We start from the raw sequence: 20,115 nt of genomic DNA, 5'->3' as shown, positions 1-20,115 counted from the left end.
TATGTCAAATATAAATTATGATGAACTCATGAAGCCCGTGATTGGCTTCCTGGGTTGTGAAACGCCCCAAGCCTGGCTCAATGAAGCACTGAATAATCTGGATATTCTGATGCAGGATCATGCCAACTGCGAGAAAAAAGCCGCCAGTACGGCGATGAATCTGATGTTTCGCTACAGTTTCTTTGTGGATTTGCAGGTGAAACTGGCACAGCTGGTCCGTGAAGAGATGCTGCACTATGAGCAAGTGCTGGAATTTATGAGTAAACGTGGCCAGCAATGGATTGGTCTTAGTGCGGGGCGTTATGCAGGTGGCCTACGTAAAGAAATTCGGACCTATGAGCCAGAAGCCTTGATTGATGTATTGATCATTGGTGCCTTTGTGGAGGCTCGTTCTTGTGAGCGTTTCTATGCACTTGCACCTTTGGTCGATGAAGAGCTAGGCCGTTATTATCGTTATCTGCTGAAATCCGAATCCCGCCATTATGAGGATTATCTGGCACTGGCGATGGATGTGGCAAAAACCGCAAAATGGAAAAATCCCGAAGAGAATATCCAGAGCCGTATTGAGCATATCCGGGAAGTAGAAAAGAATCTGATTTTAAGTCCAGATGAGCTTTTTCGTTTTCATAGTGGTGTGCCCGTACAGGCAGCATAAGTTTGACATGATGCAAGCGGGACAAAGTTCCCGCTTTTTCTTTGGGCTGAAGTTGATTAAATAGAGGCTTTATTTAACCCAAAATATTTTTATGCTCTAATTAAATATAAAAATCAGAAACTTATAGATAGATAGGAATAAGAGGGCTATTGGGGTATATTTAAGATAATACTATGTTTTTTATCTGGTTTTAGGTATTTTGGTTGTGTGTACTGCCATATAGGCAGCTTAGAAATTTCGATGGTTGTGTGGCGTTTGGTAGCGATGGTGTACTGCCATATAGGCAGCTTAGAAAAACATTTAAAAAACAAGGCTTAAAAGATAGCTGTGTACTGCCATATAGGCAGCTTAGAAATCGTTTTAATTCCGTTGCGATTTTATTTACTTGTGTACTGCCATATAGGCAGCTTAGAAATGATAATCAATTATCTATGCTTAAATTTACAAGTGTACTGCCATATAGGCAGCTTAGAAACTTTAAACGTGATATTAAGCAAATGCCTTATAGTGTACTGCCATATAGGCAGCTTAGAAAAAAACAGCAAATTCAATTTTATGACTACGTGAGTGTACTGCCATATAGGCAGCTTAGAAAATAATCATTTTGAGCTGTTTTTAATTGTGTAAGTGTACTGCCATATAGGCAGCTTAGAAAGACATCGCCTAGATAAGTAGTGTCTGTTACTTGTGTACTGCCATATAGGCAGCTTAGAAATGTTGGAAAAACACCATTTACAATAGGGTTAGGTGTACTGCCATATAGGCAGCTTAGAAACATATCAAGCTCTTCACCATTCTGTAATGCACGTGTACTGCCATATAGGCAGCTTAGAAAAGACGTTCTTTTCGAAGGTTACCGTGCCATATGTGTACTGCCATATAGGCAGCTTAGAAACAATACTTTTATCCATTCCGCAAGAGCGAAGAGTGTACTGCCATATAGGCAGCTTAGAAATGTATTTAACATCGGATCTGGTGTGGCAAACTGTGTACTGCCATATAGGCAGCTTAGAAAGGCCCCGGCCCCGGCTCCCATTCCGATCCATTGTGTACTGCCATATAGGCAGCTTAGAAATAGTTTGTTTAGGTGGTAATCAATCGGATAGTGTGTACTGCCATATAGGCAGCTTAGAAATCAGAAGGGTAGTTCTGTATCTAGGTCATCTTGTGTACTGCCATATAGGCAGCTTAGAAAAGTTAATGAAGACAAGACTTGTGCAGCAAATAGTGTACTGCCATATAGGCAGCTTAGAAATTATTTTCATTGTTATCGCTATCGCATGCTGGGTGTACTGCCATATAGGCAGCTTAGAAAAAGCAATGAAACTGTTTTCCGAGTTTGGAGAGGTGTACTGCCATATAGGCAGCTTAGAAAAGTTGCAGGTAATCGATGATGATGCAGCCCAAGTGTACTGCCATATAGGCAGCTTAGAAATCAGAAGGGTAGTTCTGTATCTAGGTCATCTTGTGTACTGCCATATAGGCAGCTTAGAAAAGATACAGGCGGTTTGGGTACTGTGGATACATGTGTACTGCCATATAGGCAGCTTAGAAATAACCAAGCTTCTAAAGCGTTGATTGTCTCAAGTGTACTGCCATATAGGCAGCTTAGAAAAATATGCTCGTGCAAAAATCCTATCACAATTAGTGTACTGCCATATAGGCAGCTTAGAAATCGACCATTACACCAGGCACACCTAATAAAGAGTGTACTGCCATATAGGCAGCTTAGAAAGCTAAGGACAGGTTCGTTTAAATAGAATTTTTGTGTACTGCCATATAGGCAGCTTAGCAAAGCGAGTTGATGATTTTAAGGTCGCTAAAAGAAGGAAGGGCATAAAATAGAAAATAAAAAAGCCCGCTTTAATGCTGCGGGCTTTCTTGAATTTGGCTCTCCCACCTGGGCTCGAACCAGGGACCTGCGGATTAACAGTCCGTCGCTCTACCGACTGAGCTATGGGAGAATCTGCATGCGATTATAGAGACATTTTGACAAGGGTCAAGAAAAAACTTTCATATTTATGACAAATCATATTTATCTGATTTTAATTTAAACAATTGCATAAAAATATTGAAAAATACTTGTCAGGAGAATATCCAGTTGCTAGATTGAATCCATAAAGTCGTTTGATCAAATGGTCAAACAGTGTGGATTTAAACCGACTTGCCAGCACAAAAATGGCTAAACTGGAGAAAGCGAATGAATACGCTCACAATCCCCCAAATTTTCGCGCAGTTGTCTTTCTATCAAGAGCATTATCTCGATATTATTCAAGATTCGAGCCAATATTTTACTCCTGTCACAGGTGCTGAAATCTGTTTATGGCCCTTAGCGAATCAGCAGTTATATCTCGGGGATCTCTTGCAACTGTGGTTTTCAGAAAAATGGTTGGCTAAAAAAGAACCGCAGTTCAGTTTTGAAATATTCCTGCATGTTCCTGAAGTCTCACAAAAAGATTTATATATTTATGCAATTTCAGGTAATTTTTTGACTGGATCGAATCAATCTAAAGTTTGGCAGGCATCGACTGGCCAAACTCAGGAGTTGAGTCTGGCGCATATCTTGAAACATTATTTTGAATATCGTGCTTTAACCCGACCGAAATCTGTGAAACTGGCAGATAGAGTGGGGGTGCTTTAAAGCATAATATGCTATAAACCTTTAACGAATAATCATACATGTGGCTGTTGCGTGTGCATAAAGTTTGCCATCTTCATCCATAATTTCTCCTTCTGAAATCGCAAGATTTTTACTCATATTAATCAGCTTACCAACAGCAGTCAGCGGTTGGTTTTGTGGAACAGGGCGACACATTTTAATATTCAGATCAATAGTGCCATATCCAATGCCTGCTTCTAAAGCGCTGTGAACAGCACAACCTGTTACGGTATCGAGTACGGTTGCAGCAAAGCCGCCGTGTACACCACCTAAAGGGTTTAAATGACGTTGATCAGCCTGTACTTCAAAGGTGACCTGTCCACTTTCAATTACGGTCGGTTTCATGGGGATCGTCTGGCTAATACTGGCAGGAGGAATATGGCCGGCGGCCATGGCTTGCAGAAGTTGTAGTCCGGTCATTTCTTTAGGGTTCATGGTTATTCCTTTACTTCACTGTTTTATCAATATGATTAGATTGTTATTTACAAATTTTCAAGTTCTAAAGTAGAACTTGTGTCGAGAGGAGTCAATTGTTTAAAGTAGAGTCAGTAAAATAATTCTCTGCGGACTTACATTTATGAAATGGACTGAAGCAACTGAGCAAAACTGTCCGATTGCCAAAAGTCTGGCAATTTTTGGTGATCGCTGGACCTTGTTAATTATTCGTAATGCCTTCTTAGGCATGACCCGCTTTGAACAGTTTCAGCAGAATCTGGGCCTGACCCGTCATGTATTATCTGATCGTCTGTTGCGTCTGGTGAATGAAGGGATTTTAGTTAAACAGGCCTATGTTGACCGGCAGCAGCGTTTTGAATATGTACTGACTGAAAAGGGGAAGGCTTTGGCACCTATGTTGCAAGCCATGATGCAGTGGGGTGTAAAATGGACTGATGCTCAAGTCCCAGAAAAATATCGTGATGCTTTAACAGCTGTAAATGTTTAAAATTAAAAAACCCGCGCTCATATCATGACCGCGGGTCTCTTTAATCTAATAATTTAGATTATTTTGCAACTTTTTCAGCTTCAATTGAAGCAATCGCTTCATCAACGCCTTCAATAGAGTCAGCCGCTTTCTTAATACGTGCAAGCGCATCGACCAGTACTTCATCAGCAGTTGCATAAGAGATACGCATGAAGCCACCCAGGCCGAATGCATCGCCAGGAACAACTGCAACACCCGTTTCTTCCAGCAACCAGGCAGAAAATTCTGTGCAAGATTTCAAGCCTTTAGCACGAATCAACGGTTTGATGTTGGCATAAGCATAGAAAGCACCATCAGCAGGTAAGCAAGAAATACCCTTGATGTCATTCAAGCCATTGACCACGAGGTCATGACGACGTTTGAAAGCTTCAACCATTGGCTCAAGTACATCTTGAGGACCGTTCAATGCAGCTTCTGCCGCAACTTGTGAAATCGAAGTCGGGTTAGAAGTTGATTGAGACTGGATTTTTTTCATCGCGCCGATAAGCTTTGCAGGACCCGCTGCGTAGCCGATACGCCAGCCAGTCATTGCATAGGCTTTAGACACACCGTTTAATACGATGGTGCGCTCATAAAGATCTGGTGCAACTGTTGCGATGTTATAGAACTCGTCAGTCCAGCGGATTGGCTCGTACATGTCATCCGAGGCAATAAATACGTCTGGATATTTTCGTAATACCTCAGCCAAAGCTTCAAGCTCAGCTTTGGTATAAATCATGCCTGTCGGATTAGATGGGCTGTTTAATACCACCAGACGGGTTTTTTCAGTGATGGCCGCTTCTAATTGTGCAGGGGTAATTTTGAAACGTTGCTCTTCACCACATTTCACAATTACTGGTACACCTTCAGCGATAATGACCATATCTGGATAGCTAACCCAGAATGGCGCAGGGATAATTACTTCATCGCCTTTATTTAACAGGGCAAGCGCCAGGTTAAAGAAAGATTGTTTACCGCCACAAGATACCAGAATCTGGTTCGCTGCATAGTCAAGGTTATTGTCACGTTTTAATTTAGCAATGATTGCTTTTTTAAGACCTGGCGTGCCGTCAACAGCGGTGTATTTGGTGAAACCGTTGTTAATCGCTGCAATTGCTGCATCTTTGATGTGTTGCGGTGTATCAAAATCTGGCTCACCTGCGCCCAGACCAATGACATTATGACCGGCAGCTTTTAATTCAGCAGCCTTATTCGTCACAGCAAGGGTTGGGGACGGTTTGATGGCATTTACACGATCAGAGAGACGTACGTCCACGGCAGTATTCCTTCTTATGGGGATTAAAAAATAAAAAGCATATTATCTTAGCTCAAAATACTCAACATAGGGCAAAAGAATTTGAAAAACTTGATGAAAAAATAGAGGAGTTGTCAAAGTTTATCTTGAGTTAAAAACGCTCAGGCAAAGCCCGATGTGCTTTATTTATAAGTTTAATATTTGATTAATAGATGAAATGTAAAATAAAAATGGCCACTTTAAAGTGGCCATTGCTCTGTTTAAGACTTGTAGTTATGCGGTAAAACGTGACAAATCTTCTTCGGGACGAGCGGTGAGGACTTCAACGCCATCTTTTGTTACTAAAAGAGTGTGTTCATATTGTGCTGATAATTTATGGTCTTTGGTGACTACGGTCCACTTATCTCCCAGTAGTTTGGTTTGCCAAACGCCGGCATTTACCATCGGTTCAATCGTAAAAGTCATGCCTTCTTCAAGAATCATGCCGGTATTCGGTTGACCATAATGCAGTACCTGCGGTTCATCGTGGAAAGTCGTGCCGATGCCATGACCACAATATTCACGCACTACACTAAAGCGTTCAGATTCAACATATTGCTGAATTGCATGGCCAATATCACCGATGGTTGCACCCGGCTTAACTACAGCGATACCCCGGTACATGGCTTCCTGTGCCACTTTGCAGAGACGGTTGGCCAAAATAGAGGTTTCGCCACCGACGATATACATCATGTTGGTATCCCCATGGAAACCATCCTTGATGACAGTTACATCAATATTCAGGATGTCACCTTTTTTCAAGGTTTTGTTTTCCGAAGGAATCCCATGACAAACCACATGGTTCACCGAAGTACAGATGGTGTGCTGAAAAGCAGGACGACCAGGAGCCGCACCATAGCCCAGACAGGCCGGAATTGCGTCTTGCACATTGACAATATAGTCATGACAAATCGTATCCAGTTCCAGGGTGGTGACGCCGGGTTTGATATGCGGTTTGATCATATCCAAAACTTCTGCTGCCAGTCGTCCAGCCACGCGCATCTTCTCGATATCTTCTGCGGATTTGATTAAACGAGGGGGAGCTTGATAAGTCGTGTTCATGATCTCTAAAAACTTTTGGAAATTTGTGTGTAGCTATGGTATAAATAGCCGCCCATTTTATCAAATGCTTTTTCGTGAATATATTTGCGAGGCTAGATGAATGGTGTATTAAAATCCGCACATATATCGACACATTACTCTGGGTGCCCTACGGGGTGGAGAATGCGGATATATGGAGGCCTAACCCAAACTTTAAGGTAAAGAAAATGGCAGATTACAACGTAAGCATGCGCGACCTTCTTCAAGCAGGCGCACACTTTGGTCACCAAACACGTTTTTGGAACCCAAAAATGCGCGAATACATCTTCGGCGCGCGCAACAAAATTCACATCATTAACCTTGAGCACACTGTTCCTGCGTTAAATGATGCTTTGAACTTTGCTAACAACTTGGCTAGCAAAAAGAACAAAGTTTTGTTCGTTGGTACTAAACGTGCAGCTTCTGCAATCATCCGTGAACAAGCGCAACGTGCTGGTCAGCCATATGTAGACCACCGTTGGTTAGGTGGTATGTTGACGAACTGGAAAACACTTCGCCAATCTATCAACCGTTTAAAAGACCTTCAAACTCAATCTCAAGACGGTACTTTCGCTAAGCTGACTAAACGTGAAGCTTTAGAGCGTAGCCGTGAGATGGAAAAACTTGAGCGTGCTTTAGGCGGTGTGAAAAACATGGGTGGTTTACCTGACGCATTATTCGTAATTGACGTTGACCACGAAGCGATTGCAATTAAAGAAGCCAAAAACCTTGGTATTCCTGTAATTGGTATCGTTGATACAAACTCTAACCCAGACAACGTAGACTACGTTATTCCGGGTAACGACGATGCGATCCGTGCAGTAACTCTTTATGCTTCTGCTATGGCTGATGCGATTATTGCTGGTAAAGAATACGCTCAATCACAAGCAAATGCACAAGCTAAAGCAGAAGAAGCTCCAGCTTCTGAGGCTTAATGCGTTTGACGCTAGCTTGTCATTTTTGCGACATGTGACAGTGGCAAAGTAAGCGTTAAGTATGCAGGCGGCCCATGAGAATCCTCTGGGCCGTTTCTGTTCTAAAAGATTTCATTTTCTACCGTATTTAGGAGATAAACATGACTGCAGTTACAGCAAGCATGGTTAAAGAGTTGCGTGATCGTACAGGTCTTGCAATGATGGAATGTAAAAAAGCATTGACAGAAGCGGGCGGTGATATCGAACTGGCGATTGACAACCTTCGTAAATCTGGTCAGGCAAAAGCTGCTAAAAAAGCAGGTAACATTGCTGCTGACGGCGCGATTACCATTGTTCAGGAAGGTAACAAGGCAATCCTTCTAGAAGTAAACTGCCAAACTGACTTCGTTGCTAAAGACGCAAACTTTGCTGATTTCTCTAACAAAGTTGCAGCAGCTGCACTTGCTGCCAATGAAACTGACGCTGCTAAAATTGCTGAACTTAAACTTGAAGATGGTGCGACTGTTGAAGAAGCACGTATCGCTCTTGTTCAAAAAATCGGTGAAAACATCCAGGTACGTCGTGCTTCAATCCTTGAAGGCGAAAAACTGGCTGTTTATAAACACGGTCTGCGTATCGGTGTTGTTGTATCTTACACAGGTGATGCGGATACTGGTAAAGGCTTGGCAATGCACATTGCTGCATTCAATCCGGTTGCCGTAAATGCTGAACAGGTTCCAGCTGATCTGATCGCGAAAGAGAAAGAAATTGCTGAAGCGAAAGCACTTGAATCTGGCAAACCAGCAAACATCGTTGAAAAGATGGTGGTAGGTTCTGTTGAGAAATACCTGAACGAAGTTGTTCTTGAGCGTCAAATGTACGTAATCGACAACGACAAGAAAGTTGCTGACGTTCTGAAAGCAACAGCTACTACTGTAGCTCAATTCGTTCGTTTCGAGGTGGGTGAGGGTATCGAGAAGAAAGCTGAGCTTTCTTTCGCTGAAGAAGTTGCTGCTGCTCAGGCTGCTGCACAATAATTCGGTTAAGAATTTAAAAAAGCCCCATTTGATGGGGCTTTTTTGGGCCTGAACAAAAATTTAGGGGTTGACTCGATCATTTACTGACTTTAAACCCGGCGTACAAAATAATTTGCTTTAAAGGGTTTTGAAGTCACGCAACAAGCTATTGGGAGGGCCTGAATTTACCGGGAAAACCGATTACGGAATAGCACTTTCCCGGATTTATAAGTGTAATGATATTACATACGCTTCATGTGGGCTGTAAGGCCTCAGATTGGCGAGATCTCCAGGATGGTAGGAATTTACCTAAATATGCATCCATGCACCAGATTGGGCCAATGAGGAGGAATTGCAGGTCTTTAAAGAAAGAAGGCTTTTTACCTTCAATTTTATGACCATAAAACTGACCAATCCAGGCAAAAACGAAGAGGGCAATAAAGAATCCGCTGCCCATCGGTAAAATCCAGATCAGCCAAGCCATGACCAGCGTCAGTGCTGCCATCGCGACAGCCAGTACAATATCAAGGCGAGCATAGAAGATAAACGCTAAAGCCAAGAGCACAGCCGTTAGTAAAGCGCTAAAATGCGCCAGAATACCGATAATCGAAAAATAAATAGTCGGGACACACACCCAGTGAATCAGCTTATTGGTTTTATTCTGGTGGCTTTCGCTATATTCAGCAAACCATTCCGATACTGTTTTCATTTTTCGCTCCATCCTTGAACATATTCTAATTAAATCTGAATATAGAACAGAAGCAAGCGTTGGTCAAAATGAAATCGATAGCAGGCAAGTTGATCAAGTTGAAGTTTCGGAAAAAAACCAAGGTCTAGGGTTTGGGTATCAATAAAAAAAGCCGCATATTACTGCGGCTTTTGTTAAATGTATTGCAAGTTAAATTTTAAGAATTTGGACCGGCAACACGTTCAATATTTACGTTTGCAGTTCCGGCACTGGTGATTCCCAGCTGCTTTGCTGCACCGTAAGAAAGGTCAAGAACACGGTTGCCATGGAATGGACCACGATCGTTTACTTTCACAACGACACTTTTACCATTGTTCTTGTTCGTGACACGGATATAACAGTTCAACGGCAAGCTACGATGGGCGGCTGTTAAAGCATTCATATCGAATGTTTCACCGCTTGCTGTTTTACGGCCATGGAATTGACGGCCATACCAGGATGCAGTACCTGTTTGGCTAAACTTGCGTACTGTCTTGGAAGCAACAGTATTCAGCTTTTCAATCACTGAAGGCTCTTCTGCAGGTATTTCAATTTTTGCTGCAATGGTTTCACGACGAACTTTATCGCCTGAACGTTCAGTGATTGAAAGGCTGTTCAAATTGGTGAAATTTGAATTGAAGCTTTGAGCTTCTTTATTTAACACTCGTGCAGCTAGACGAGAATTGTCATTTTCATGATTGAATGAAGATGACGGAACCATATCTGCCTGTGACTGGGCCAGTGTGACCGTCGCGGCAATAGCCATAAAATACTTCAAAAAAGAAGAATGCATCGAATCAACTCCTAACAGCATATTTAGATTGATTTGTCTAAGTTATTGAAAAATCAACCAAACCTGCCTGACATTTAACTTATGCAACTACATTTAACGAAAAGGATGATATTCATGCTGACAATAAGCTGTCTAGTATTTAATTAAAATATTGAAAAAAAGAACGTAAAATACACAGTGATTGATTGAAAAATAATCAATATTGTAACATTGTATTAAAAACGCCTATTTATTGCTCATATTTTCTTATAAAAAACTTGACTTTAATAATTTGTAGCAAAAATTACTGTTATCGGCTCGTAATTTCTGTACCTAAAAGCCATAAAGCGGTCGCATACATGCGACTGCGGTTGTAGGTCGTAATTACTTGAAAATTAGGATAAGTAATATAGTAAATTGGCCCAGAGCTTTCTTGTAATTGAATTAGGTTCACCATGTCCAGATCGTCAATTTTTACGATCGGATTCATCGGGCTGACTCCTTGGCTTTTTAGTACTCCATAAGGTACAGGCTGGGTTAAATCCTTGGCAATCACTGCCTCAGGATTGGAGCCACTATAACGCGCCGGAAAGGCCACTGGCTGGTTGCGTTGCCAGCCATATTGGGCCAGATAGTTGGCAATGGAACCAATTGCATCCACAGCAGAATTACGCAGGTCAATATGACCATTGCCATCATAGTCCACACCAAATTTTGGAATATTGCTTGGCATGAATTGTGGGTAGCCAATCGCACCGGCATAGGAACCGACCACTGATGAAGTTGGAATGCCATCTGTATAGGACCAGGCGATTAAAGCCGCCAGCTCATCCTGGAAATACTGTGCACGACGCTCATAGCCAAAACCTAAAGTGGCTAGGGCATCACGGGTAATAAATGAGCCTTTGTTGCTCCCAAAACCGGTTTCTACTCCCAAAATGCCTAAAATGATCGCCTGAGGTACTCCAAATTGCTGCTCAGCACGGTTAAGGGTATCTGCATACTGCTGTTTAAAACGTACGCCACGCTGAATGGTAGACTCAGCCAGAAAATTGGTTTTATAGGCATACCATGGCTTACTTTCGCCCGGACGATTCATGATATTGATAATATTCGGAAGATTTTTTGTCCCAGCCATCGCGGAATCGATTTGCCCTGCGGTCAGGCCGTATTTTTGCATGGTACTTTGTTTAAAGCTGGCATAGGAAGGATGATGTTGAAAGTCATTGGCAGAAACAATACTGCTGCTCAGGCCCAAGGTGGCAAATAGAATTGCATATTGTTTCAATTTTTTATATAAATCAAATTTCAACATCTTGCTATGATTTCCAAATTTCTGGTGAGTTTGTGGCTATGTCATTTGAATCATGCCGCAAAAATAGAAGAATTTGTTTTTCTCAATTTTCCGGCTTAAAGCTGTGAATAAAGATAACATTGCCGCGAATATGAGTCATATAAAGTGTGGTAAAAAGAAAGAAAGGTTGGCTATTTTTAAAGCACATTTCATTTTTATGGCCTTTAACTGTAACAAGCTATTTCATGGAGACTAAAAAGCCTGACCGGAGTCAGGCTTTTTAAAGGGAGCATGTTCAGGCTGAGACATTACTCGGTATAGAACAAGGTGTCATGATATTCCGCCATAATCTGCAATTCTTCTTTGGTTAAATTCAGAATGATTTTATCAGCGGCAATATTAACGGCTTTAATTACGGCAGCAGCGCCAATATCTGCTGCTTTGCGTTTGATCATCCCCAAATCGAGGGTTTTATTAAAGTCGACCATAAAGTGACGTACAGTGGCTTCAGCAAACTGTTTATACAGATTACTCAGCGTTTGCTTGTCTACCGTATTGCCAGCTTTGAGTTCGGCAAACTGGTGCTTCAGATTAGTGACCAGACTGGCATCAAGCGTTTCACCGATACGCATATGGCCAGCCGGGTCTTTGAACAGACTACGCTCAGAGAAGGCAATCGACTCTTTCACCACCTCATTTGATGCTTTACCCAGCAACTGCTTGAGTAAAACTGCAACAGTCGACTTGATATAACCTGCCAGTTTTTCTGCCGTATCACGCTTGTCGCTGGCAGGAAAACGGCGTACCAGTTCCGTGAGAATCGCATCGAGGATTTCATCATTAATCATCAATGCGGTTTTGTCACGTAAAGGATAAAGCGGTTCACTTGAGTTTTTATTTTTCTGTGCAGTCTGAATAGTATTTAATAGTTCTGCAGAAGGAATAAAACCAAAAAATGGCATTGTTAAACCTCAATGTTTTTTATTGTCGCGCTAAACGTATAGGGCGAGGCATCCATGTTGAATCCGATACACGACAAGGATTGATGTCCAATCCACCACGACGTGTATAGGTGGCGTAAACCATCAGCTTTTCTGGTTTCAGCTGTTGCCAGATGTCGGCAAACATCTGTTCCACACACTGTTCATGAAAACCATTGTGCTGACGATAAGAGATAATATAAGCCAATATACTCTTATAACAAGGTTTTTTGCCCTGATAACGTATAAAAACTGTTCCCCAGTCTGGCTGGCCAGTCACCGGGCAATTACTTCTGAGCAAATGAGAGTAAAGCTGGATTTCGCCTTCTTGTGGGTTTTCCAGATCCAAAGCCAGTAGGTTGGCATTCGGATGATTTTCCAGACGTTCTGGCACCAGATCATCAATAGAAATGCCTTCCGGCTTGGAAACTTCAAGCTCATCTACCTGAAACAGTTCTAGCGTCACTTCCGCTTCAGCCACGCGGGATAAATCTTGTTCTACCGTCTGGATAAAGGCATCTTTTGAGTTGAACGTCGTAAAGTTCAGACTATTAAAGTAGAGTTTTAAAGATTTAGATTCGATCAGGTTGGGTGAAGATGCCGGCAGGGCAATCCGGCCAATGGCTACTTGCGGGATGCCGACTGCATTTAACCATGAAATTTCAAAGACATGCCACCAGTCTTTGCCTTGCTGAATGGCATCTACATGGGCATAGTTTTCACGGGCAGGTGCGCGTGAAATAGGGAACAGGACATCGGGTTGATATTCTGTCGGGTAGTTGGTGTCTTTACCAAGAAGAGATTGTTCTACACTCATTATTCACGCATTCCTGAACCACGGGAGAGTAAATGATAGGCAAGCATATACAGTGCTGCACAACATAAGCTGATTACTGTCAGTGAAACGGCAACATTGACATCGCTATGACCTAAAATGCCATAGCGGAAGGCATTGACCATATACACCACAGGATTAATCAAAGATAAATTTTGCCAAAATGGACCGAGGGCTGAAATTGCATAAAACACCCCGCCTAAATAGGTCAGCGGCGTCAATACAAATGTCGGGATGATTGAAATATCATCAAAAGATTTGGCATAGACTGCATTGATAAAACCGCCCAGAGAAAAGAGCAGGGAGGTAATCAGTACAGTATAAATGGTGACGAACCAGTTGGTAATAGATAAATCTGCAAAAAACAGACTCATTACACTGACAATTATGGCGACCAGTACACCGCGGGTGACACCGCCCAGCACATGACCCCATAACACAATGTGCAGAGGTACGGGGCTCATGATCAGCTCTTCAATACTTTTCTGGAATTTTGAGCTAAAAAAACTGGAAGAGACGTTGGCATAACTGTTGGTAATCACGGCCATCATAATCAAGCCGGGCACAATGAACTCCATATAGCTGTGGCCGCCCATTTCCCCAATTCTTGAACCGACCAGATTGCCGAAGATGACAAAGTACAGGCTCATGGTAATGGCTGGGGGTAATAAAGTCTGTGGCCAGATCCGCATAAAGCGGCGGATTTCCTTATACAGAATGGTATATAAGGCGATACCTAGCTGATTCATGTTCATTCTGCCGCTCCATCCAGATTTTTTTCAACCATTTTTACGAATAGCTCTTCCAGACGATTGGATTTATTACGCATACTGCGAACCTGGATGTTTTGTGATTCGAGTAACTGGAACAGATCATTCATGGTATGGGCCTTATCCAGGGTGATTTCCAGAGTCAACGGGTCAATCAGATTAAAACGGACGCCAATAATATCCAGACTGAGGGGCTCAATTGGGGCGGCCAGATCGAAAATAAAGGATTCTTCATTGAGCTGGTTGAGGAAGTTTTTCATGCTGGTATCTTCTTTAATGACCCCGCGATCAATGATGGCTATACGACGACACAACATTTCTGCCTCTTCCAGATAATGAGTGGTCAGAATAATAGAAGTGCCATTTTCATTCATTTCATTCAGGAAATCCCACATGGAACGGCGGAGTTCGATATCGACACCCGCAGTAGGTTCATCCAGAATCAGTAATTTGGGTTCATGCATCATCGCACGGGCAATCATTAAACGGCGTTTCATTCCCCCTGAAAGCATACGTGCCTGGGTCGAACGTTTATCCCATAAGCCGAGTTTGTTTAAATATTCTTCTGCTCTGGCTTGCGCGATTTTTTTAGGGATACCGTAATATCCGGCTTGGGTCACCAGAATATCAAAGGTTTTTTCAAACTGGGCAAAGTTAAATTCCTGTGGAACTACACCTAGACACTGTTTGGCTTTAGAGGGCTGGGTGTCGAGGTCATAACCAAAAATCTCAACCGTGCCAGAGCTTTTTCTTGTTAATGAGCTGATGATGCCAATCGTGGTTGATTTTCCTGCACCATTGGGACCCAACAGCGCATAAAACTCACCTTCCGGTACATTTAAGTTAATTCCTTTCAGTGCCTGAAAACCATTTCTATAGGTTTTCGATAAATCCCTCAATGTCAGTGCATCAGTCATGGATATCTCAAATGGTGAAAAGTTAAGATATTGTGAGTGATCTTGCAAAATAAGCCAAGTCATCCACTTGGGATTCTATGTTGCGTTTTTGGAATATTGTATAAAGCATAAGCATAAAGTTAAATAACTTAGAGATAGGTGCTTTACCTTACTGATTTTTTTGTTATGATGTGCGTCGCGCGCTCATAGCTCAACTGGATAGAGTACAGGTCTCCGAAGCCTGTGGCGTGGGTTCGAGTCCCGCTGAGCGCACCATTATTATTTATAAAATCAATACCTTATCTATATTTTGGCGTGATCTGTATTTTCTCAAAAAAAAAACTGCTATTTTTGCGGTGACTGCCTACTATTTTCTGTATCAAATCCCAATCAAAAACTTTAAAAATTATGAAGTAGATTTAATGGATAAATAAAAGGTCTATTAAAATCCAGCTTATGAAGTGTCCTGTTTGCCTTTAGTCACGCTTGGTACAAAAGCTGCTCAAAAGAAGATGCCTTTTGAGTTATGAGAGAAATTTAATATAAAGTCATTTTTTATTTTTTTTAAATATTTTTAGAATAAAAGCTTTAATACATACCAGCCAATAAAAGCCACCTGCGTATTTATACAGATGGCTTTTGATATGCTCTGGCCCTACATGGCTTCTTGCTGTTTAGGGTCTTCTAAATAACTTTCCAATGAGTCATCAAGCGCATATAACCAAGGGGTATGGTGCGGTTGAGCCATTTTTCCTGTCATCACCGAGCGATATACTTTATCTCTGAAGCCCATAATATTTTCTTTTTTATGCTTTTTCCACTGCATGAAAATATTATGTACTGCATCAATATCAAAAGATGGATAATCGGTTTGTGCAATTAACTGTTTGATATAGTCGCCTTGAAACTTCGCAGACTGTTCCTCGGTTATTAATTGCTTCTCTTTCTGATGCAGGGCTTGGGTATGCTGTTGCATTTCTGCAACCTCAGGTAAGGCGATCTTGCCTAAAATAATATCGCGTACATACCAGGCTTGGGCATCAAACATATTAAAGGTATACCACTGATCCTGCATGCCTAGATAAAATAAGCGCGGATTTTTCTCCCATACCACCCCTTGATATAAGCCCAGAGGGTACAAGCAGTTATGGGTTCTTAAGCGCAACTTGTCTTCAATGAAGGGGAAATGGTGCAGATAGCCAGTACATAAAATAATGGCATCAACCTTTGCTGAGCTGTTATCTCCGAAATAGGCTGTATCTTCATCTACGCGAACAAGCTGCTTTTTTTCTGACCAGTTTCTAGGCCATTTAAAGCCCATAGGCTTGGTGCGATAACATGTGTAAATCTGTTTAGCACCATACTTATAACATTGAGAACCAATATCTTCAGCTGAATAACTGCTGCCCACAAGTAAAACAGATTTTCCTTTAAACTCACGAGCATCACGGAAATCGTGAGCATGTAAAACTCGCCCATGGAAGCGGTCGAATCCTTCATATACAGGAACATGTGGGGTAGAGAAATGTCCAGAGGCAACGATGACATAATCAAACTGCTCTGAGTAATGACATTGGTTCTGATAGTCTTCTACAGAAACTGTAAATTGCTGGCTATGTTCATCATAGCTAATCTGTTGTACTGCGGTATTAAACCTCACCTGATCTTTAATATTGGCTTTTTCTGCACGCCCTTTAATGTAATCCCAGAGAACTTCACGGGGGGGATAAGACGCGATTGGCTTTTTGAAATGTTCATCAAAAGTATAATCGGCGAATTCTAAAGCTTCTTTAGGGCCGTTCGACCATAAATAACGGTACATACTGCTGTGGACAGGTTCGCCATGCTCATCTATACCTGTGCGCCAGGTATAATTCCATTGCCCACCCCAATCACTTTGTTTTTCAAAACATACAATTTCTGGAATTTCTAGACCTTTGGCCTTTGCTGATTGAAATGCTCTTAATTGGGCCATACCACTGGGACCAGCACCTATAATTGCAATTCGGTTCATCGCTATCTCCATTAGTTTTAACTTATGCATTCACCTCCAATTTTGAGTTTGGTCATTCAGGATCATAGATAAAAATAGATACAATCCTAACTGTATAGATGAATAAAAAATCTACTCAAAATAGGACATGAATTAAAAGATGAAGATATGTGCTAAATCACATTGAAAAGTTGAATTTAAGTTGGATTTATAAGAAACACACATCAAAGAAACTGCATATTATCATAATTCCTTATGAACTTTAAGGGTCTCATTAGAATTGTGATTAGGCCTTAGCAGTTAAAATGATTAATAAATGAGGTAAGATATTAGAGAGAGTATTAAAACACACGCTTTAAATCAAAAAATTTTAATTGTTTTTCAATGGGTTATATTTTTTTATTCCTAGAATAGGAAGCTATTAATATTTGACACTAATGCAGAAATAAACCCCGATTTTTCTGCCAGATTTACTGCTCATTTAGCCCCATCATCATATTAAATTATGCAGATAAATCAAAAAATATAAAAAATCTGATTAAATATATTAAGAGCCTGTTGTCAGGACAAAGAAGTATTAACAGATGATTATCATGAAGCAAGTATTTTAAATTATATGCAAACACTGGCTGAAATAAGAAGGTATCAAATAGTTTATAAACACGAGAAATTATAGCTGAGGTTTAATACTTAAATGATTCCATTGAACTCAGTTAAAAAACCCACTGCAATAGAGTGGGTTTTTTTAGAGGTGGATGAGTGATGTTCTCAATAACAGGTCATCTCAAGATGTCGGAATTTATTGAATAGTCACTTTTACAGGTGCTGCATATAGCGTATAGCTATAATTCGGTGCCATGGTGTAATTGTAGCGAGGCATTACATAGGCGGTGCCTTTTTCACTAAATGTCACGGCTTGACCCGCTTGAGTATATTTAGCGGATTGAGGTAAAACCAGCATTTCTTTAAATATATAGGTGGTTTTTTCTCCCACTTGAGTTGTGGTTTGACCAGAGATCTCTACAGGTTTGCCCACTGTGGCAGTAACTTCTGCGGGGGTCTTTAGCTTGACAATTAAATTAGAGGAATCATGTGCATAGTCAGTGGTTAGGCCATGAGTGCCTTGAACATACATACGGTTAAAATCTTCTTTATTCAACCGGAATGTCCATGGCCAGAAGGTCACACCACGTTGACTGGCAAGCGTCATGAGCTCTTTACTTAATCCTCCGAAAGATGGGTTAAATGTCGAGGAGTACTGTTGGGTGGCATCCAGAATACGACGGGTATTCACAATGTCGCTCTGAGCGGTTGGAGTATTGGTTAAGAAACCGGTGGATACGCCGGGTAACACATTCTTCATATGAAGGATTTGGGCACCACTGAAGCTAATGACGATCGATTGGTCATAGGCATCATGTTGATCTAGTAGTGCTTTAATGGCAGGCACAATTTCAGGTTTTGGACTCTTAATTTCAATAAAGTTCACAACATGTGGATATTTCTTCACCTCTGTAAGTACTTCATCCATTGTTGGAATTTGACGCTGTTTGCCTAAAGTGCGTAATTCCCGGACTTCTGCCAAAGTCATTTCTTCAATCTTGCGCGCAACACCGGTGGTGCGTGTAGTGGTGTCATCATGCATTAAGACTACATGACCATCTTTGGTGATATAGACATCGTATTCAACGGCATCTGCACCGACCTCAATTGCTTTTAACATACTTTCTAGCGTGTTTTCGTCGTCCAGTGCAGGGATACCACGATGCCCGGTAATCAGCGGCTTACGCAATAAGGTATTGGGTGCCATGCTCTTCATAAGGTTCTGGAAAGTATCAGGCTGAGTGGTCAAAATCCCATTCACACCAGTCGTTAAAATTTGTGCGGCTGAAACTGGAGTAGTCGTGCTTGTGCTTGCCCAAGGGGTAATCAGTAAACGCTGTAAATGACTCACCACCTCTTGTTTCACTAAATGCGGCGGTAAAATTACAATTTTAGAAAGTGAAGAGTTGGTATTGTGTGCAATTTGTACCATATCTTTACGGCTATGGGTTAATCCAGTGTGACGTGAATAATCCAATGCAGTACGAGAGCTTGGAAGAGCAAGACGAACTTTACGTAATAAATCTGCTTGATCAGACACAAAAGTGAAATCTGCCAAATCATAGTTTGTAGACAGTGCTTTTAATTGCGTGATGGTATTTTCATTTTTGACGGTTAAAAGAGGTAAGGTACGGCGGTTGCTATCATTCAGATAATCACGTAAATGCATGACTTTTTGATTATTTGCATTCAATAAATTGAGTTGCTCATCTAGCTGATATGCAATATGGGTGGCATTGACCGAGGCATTTCCGGTAAGAGGAGCCGGTTGAGCCAGCGTAGGAGCCATTGAAACAGGGAGGCGATGATCGATGATATCGGTCACTTTATTTGATTCAGGTAGCGCATCAAGCTGCTCGGTAATTTTTAGACGCTCTACTCGCATCAGCAGACCTGCTGTAGATAATCCAATGCCGCCTTGATCGAGACTATACGGTAGCGAAGTATCCAGTACCAGCTCATCATTGATATAGTGGCGTACACGTTTACCATGCACAATCACCGTGGCTTTATAGGTCTTGGTCGGATCTATATTTTCTTTATACGCGGATTTGTGTAGGACATTCCAGGCATTGGTCGGTTGACGTAAAGCAAGTTCTAGACCGCTTGCACCTGTGGCATCGCCACGAATCGCAAATTGGTAATAGGGTGAAAATGCAGGTTCAGCATAGTGATCTGCAGCACGGTAAATAATACTTCCCCAGCGTCCGCCATTATTACGTTCCACATAGGCAAACTCCATATCGATACGATAATTACGCAACTTTTGATATTCTTGTGGCAGCATCACCGAGGTCATTTGCGTGTCGTTGGCACGACCATCTAAAAATAAACTACCTTCGCTTAAATAGACTGTTCCAGCATTTGATCTTGGCATTGACCAGGTTGCAGGAATCTCCGTCATTTGGTCGAAGTTTTCATCCAGGTAAACTTCAGGAACTGGCACAGGTTGTTCTGGTGTTTCAGGCTCAGGATCTGGAACGGTAGGCTCTTCTGGGTTGACTGGCGGTTGCGTTGATGTATTTTCATCGTCACTTGAACAAGCGCTTAAAGTTAAAGCTAATAAAATAGCTGTTGTTAAGTGTGTAATTTTCATAAAGTGCTTTCTCTATATAGAGGCTTCAAAAACGTTTCTCACCTTAAAACAGCTTGGTTACATTTCTGTT

General features: G+C 41.6%; 16 protein-coding genes, 2 tRNA genes, 1 pseudogene and 1 CRISPR repeat array. Of the genes and pseudogenes, 6 read left to right on the top strand and 13 right to left on the bottom strand.

Annotation, left to right across the window (positions count from 1 at the left end; translation table 11 throughout):
• Position 1: 1 nt before the first annotated feature.
• Positions 2-655, top strand: a complete 654-nt coding sequence (locus E2K74_RS04270) for a tRNA-(ms[2]io[6]A)-hydroxylase (protein WP_151206444.1) — start codon at positions 2-4, stop codon at positions 653-655.
• Between the two features lie 207 nt (positions 656-862).
• Positions 863-2,450: direct repeats of the CRISPR family, unit length 28 nt; unit sequence GTGTACTGCCATATAGGCAGCTTAGAAA.
• Positions 2,451-2,543: 93 nt separating this feature from the next.
• On the opposite strand, the gene E2K74_RS04265 is transcribed toward E2K74_RS04270, so the two are convergent.
• Positions 2,544-2,619 (bottom strand) — tRNA-Asn (locus E2K74_RS04265).
• A gap of 236 nt (positions 2,620-2,855) precedes the next feature.
• On the opposite strand from E2K74_RS04265, the gene E2K74_RS04260 reads away from it, so the two are divergent.
• Entirely contained in the window at positions 2,856-3,296 is a 441-nt protein-coding gene (locus E2K74_RS04260) for a hypothetical protein (protein WP_151206443.1), read from the top strand.
• A gap of 21 nt (positions 3,297-3,317) precedes the next feature.
• On the opposite strand, the gene E2K74_RS04255 is transcribed toward E2K74_RS04260, so the two are convergent.
• Positions 3,318-3,749: a PaaI family thioesterase gene (locus E2K74_RS04255; RefSeq protein WP_151206442.1), complete on the bottom strand. Its 432-nt coding sequence runs from the start codon at positions 3,747-3,749 to the stop codon at positions 3,318-3,320.
• 142 nt (positions 3,750-3,891) lie between these two features.
• Here E2K74_RS04255 and E2K74_RS04250 point away from each other — a divergent pair.
• Positions 3,892-4,206 (top strand): annotated as a pseudogene (locus E2K74_RS04250) (winged helix-turn-helix transcriptional regulator); the annotation flags it as partial.
• Between the two features lie 109 nt (positions 4,207-4,315).
• On the opposite strand, the gene E2K74_RS04245 reads toward E2K74_RS04250, so the two are convergent.
• Entirely contained in the window at positions 4,316-5,551 is a 1,236-nt protein-coding gene (locus tag E2K74_RS04245) for a pyridoxal phosphate-dependent aminotransferase (protein WP_151206441.1), read from the bottom strand.
• 252 nt (positions 5,552-5,803) lie between these two features.
• Positions 5,804-6,631, bottom strand: a complete 828-nt coding sequence (gene map, locus E2K74_RS04240; protein WP_151206440.1) for a type I methionyl aminopeptidase — start codon at positions 6,629-6,631, stop codon at positions 5,804-5,806.
• Between the two features lie 206 nt (positions 6,632-6,837).
• On the opposite strand from map, the gene rpsB reads away from it, so the two are divergent.
• On the top strand, positions 6,838-7,584 hold the full coding sequence (rpsB, locus tag E2K74_RS04235) for a 30S ribosomal protein S2 (RefSeq protein ID WP_151203001.1): 747 nt from the start codon (positions 6,838-6,840) through the stop codon (positions 7,582-7,584).
• Between the two features lie 140 nt (positions 7,585-7,724).
• Complete coding sequence (gene tsf, locus E2K74_RS04230) at positions 7,725-8,600, top strand: translation elongation factor Ts (RefSeq protein ID WP_151203000.1); 876 nt, start codon at positions 7,725-7,727, stop codon at positions 8,598-8,600.
• 232 nt (positions 8,601-8,832) lie between these two features.
• Here the strand turns inward: tsf and E2K74_RS04225 are convergent, their stop codons facing one another.
• The 7 genes from E2K74_RS04225 to E2K74_RS04195 all read right to left on the bottom strand — a co-directional run bounded on the left by E2K74_RS04225 (position 8,833) and on the right by E2K74_RS04195 (position 14,874).
• On the bottom strand, positions 8,833-9,288 hold the full coding sequence (locus E2K74_RS04225) for a DUF962 domain-containing protein (RefSeq protein ID WP_151206439.1): 456 nt from the start codon (positions 9,286-9,288) through the stop codon (positions 8,833-8,835).
• 196 nt (positions 9,289-9,484) lie between these two features.
• On the bottom strand, positions 9,485-10,099 hold the full coding sequence (locus E2K74_RS04220; protein WP_151202998.1) for a septal ring lytic transglycosylase RlpA family protein: 615 nt from the start codon (positions 10,097-10,099) through the stop codon (positions 9,485-9,487).
• A gap of 289 nt (positions 10,100-10,388) precedes the next feature.
• Positions 10,389-11,393 carry a lytic murein transglycosylase B gene (gene mltB / locus E2K74_RS04215; RefSeq protein ID WP_151206438.1) on the bottom strand — a complete coding sequence of 335 codons (1,005 nt, stop codon included), beginning with the start codon at positions 11,391-11,393 and terminating at the stop codon, positions 10,389-10,391.
• A 287-nt stretch (positions 11,394-11,680) separates the two neighbouring features.
• A complete protein-coding gene (locus E2K74_RS04210; protein WP_151202996.1) occupies positions 11,681-12,334 on the bottom strand; it encodes a hypothetical protein in 654 nt (217 codons plus the stop codon).
• A 19-nt stretch (positions 12,335-12,353) separates the two neighbouring features.
• Positions 12,354-13,169 (bottom strand): NADPH-dependent 7-cyano-7-deazaguanine reductase QueF, encoded by an 816-nt coding sequence (gene queF / locus E2K74_RS04205; protein WP_151206437.1) that lies wholly within the window; start codon positions 13,167-13,169, stop codon positions 12,354-12,356.
• Positions 13,169-13,942, bottom strand: a complete 774-nt coding sequence (locus E2K74_RS04200) for an ABC transporter permease (RefSeq protein WP_151206436.1) — start codon at positions 13,940-13,942, stop codon at positions 13,169-13,171. Before E2K74_RS04200 ends, queF begins: the two co-directional genes overlap by 1 nt.
• Positions 13,939-14,874 carry an ABC transporter ATP-binding protein gene (locus tag E2K74_RS04195; RefSeq protein WP_151202991.1) on the bottom strand — a complete coding sequence of 312 codons (936 nt, stop codon included), beginning with the start codon at positions 14,872-14,874 and terminating at the stop codon, positions 13,939-13,941. Before E2K74_RS04195 ends, E2K74_RS04200 begins: the two co-directional genes overlap by 4 nt.
• Positions 14,875-15,053: 179 nt before the next feature.
• Here E2K74_RS04195 and E2K74_RS04190 point away from each other — a divergent pair.
• Positions 15,054-15,129, top strand: a tRNA-Arg gene (locus E2K74_RS04190).
• A 379-nt stretch (positions 15,130-15,508) separates the two neighbouring features.
• Here the strand turns inward: E2K74_RS04190 and E2K74_RS04185 are convergent.
• Together E2K74_RS04185 and E2K74_RS04180 are read right to left on the bottom strand one after the other, a co-directional pair.
• Entirely contained in the window at positions 15,509-16,867 is a 1,359-nt protein-coding gene (locus E2K74_RS04185) for an NAD(P)-binding domain-containing protein (protein WP_151202990.1), read from the bottom strand.
• A gap of 778 nt (positions 16,868-17,645) precedes the next feature.
• Positions 17,646-20,045 carry a glycerophosphodiester phosphodiesterase family protein gene (locus E2K74_RS04180; protein ID WP_151206435.1) on the bottom strand — a complete coding sequence of 800 codons (2,400 nt, stop codon included), beginning with the start codon at positions 20,043-20,045 and terminating at the stop codon, positions 17,646-17,648.
• Between the last annotated feature and the right edge of the window lie 70 nt (positions 20,046-20,115).

Origin of the sequence: Acinetobacter sp. RF15B, assembly GCF_007558235.1 — a bacterium.
Lineage (GTDB): Bacteria > Pseudomonadota > Gammaproteobacteria > Pseudomonadales > Moraxellaceae > Acinetobacter > Acinetobacter lwoffii_C.
The sequence above is the reverse complement of the archived record's forward strand: the minus strand, read 5'-3'. Positions and strand labels throughout refer to the sequence as shown.

Excerpts from the sequence above, each read along its gene's own strand:
- mltB (WP_151206438.1), bottom strand. The coding sequence starts at position 11,393 with ATGTTGAAATTTGATTTATATAAAAAATTGAAACAATATGCAATTCTA.
- E2K74_RS04180 (WP_151206435.1), bottom strand. The coding sequence starts at position 20,045 with ATGAAAATTACACACTTAACAACAGCTATTTTATTAGCTTTAACTTTA.
- map (WP_151206440.1), bottom strand. The coding sequence starts at position 6,631 with ATGAACACGACTTATCAAGCTCCCCCTCGTTTAATCAAATCCGCAGAA.
- E2K74_RS04270 (WP_151206444.1), top strand. The coding sequence starts at position 2 with ATGTCAAATATAAATTATGATGAACTCATGAAGCCCGTGATTGGCTTC.
- E2K74_RS04220 (WP_151202998.1), bottom strand. The coding sequence starts at position 10,099 with ATGCATTCTTCTTTTTTGAAGTATTTTATGGCTATTGCCGCGACGGTC.
- E2K74_RS04225 (WP_151206439.1), bottom strand. The coding sequence starts at position 9,288 with ATGAAAACAGTATCGGAATGGTTTGCTGAATATAGCGAAAGCCACCAG.
- E2K74_RS04185 (WP_151202990.1), bottom strand. The coding sequence starts at position 16,867 with ATGAACCGAATTGCAATTATAGGTGCTGGTCCCAGTGGTATGGCCCAA.
- E2K74_RS04195 (WP_151202991.1), bottom strand. The coding sequence starts at position 14,874 with ATGACTGATGCACTGACATTGAGGGATTTATCGAAAACCTATAGAAAT.
- E2K74_RS04255 (WP_151206442.1), bottom strand. The coding sequence starts at position 3,749 with ATGAACCCTAAAGAAATGACCGGACTACAACTTCTGCAAGCCATGGCC.
- E2K74_RS04200 (WP_151206436.1), bottom strand. The coding sequence starts at position 13,942 with ATGAACATGAATCAGCTAGGTATCGCCTTATATACCATTCTGTATAAG.
- tsf (WP_151203000.1), top strand. The coding sequence starts at position 7,725 with ATGACTGCAGTTACAGCAAGCATGGTTAAAGAGTTGCGTGATCGTACA.
- E2K74_RS04260 (WP_151206443.1), top strand. The coding sequence starts at position 2,856 with ATGAATACGCTCACAATCCCCCAAATTTTCGCGCAGTTGTCTTTCTAT.
- rpsB (WP_151203001.1), top strand. The coding sequence starts at position 6,838 with ATGGCAGATTACAACGTAAGCATGCGCGACCTTCTTCAAGCAGGCGCA.
- queF (WP_151206437.1), bottom strand. The coding sequence starts at position 13,169 with ATGAGTGTAGAACAATCTCTTCTTGGTAAAGACACCAACTACCCGACA.
- E2K74_RS04210 (WP_151202996.1), bottom strand. The coding sequence starts at position 12,334 with ATGCCATTTTTTGGTTTTATTCCTTCTGCAGAACTATTAAATACTATT.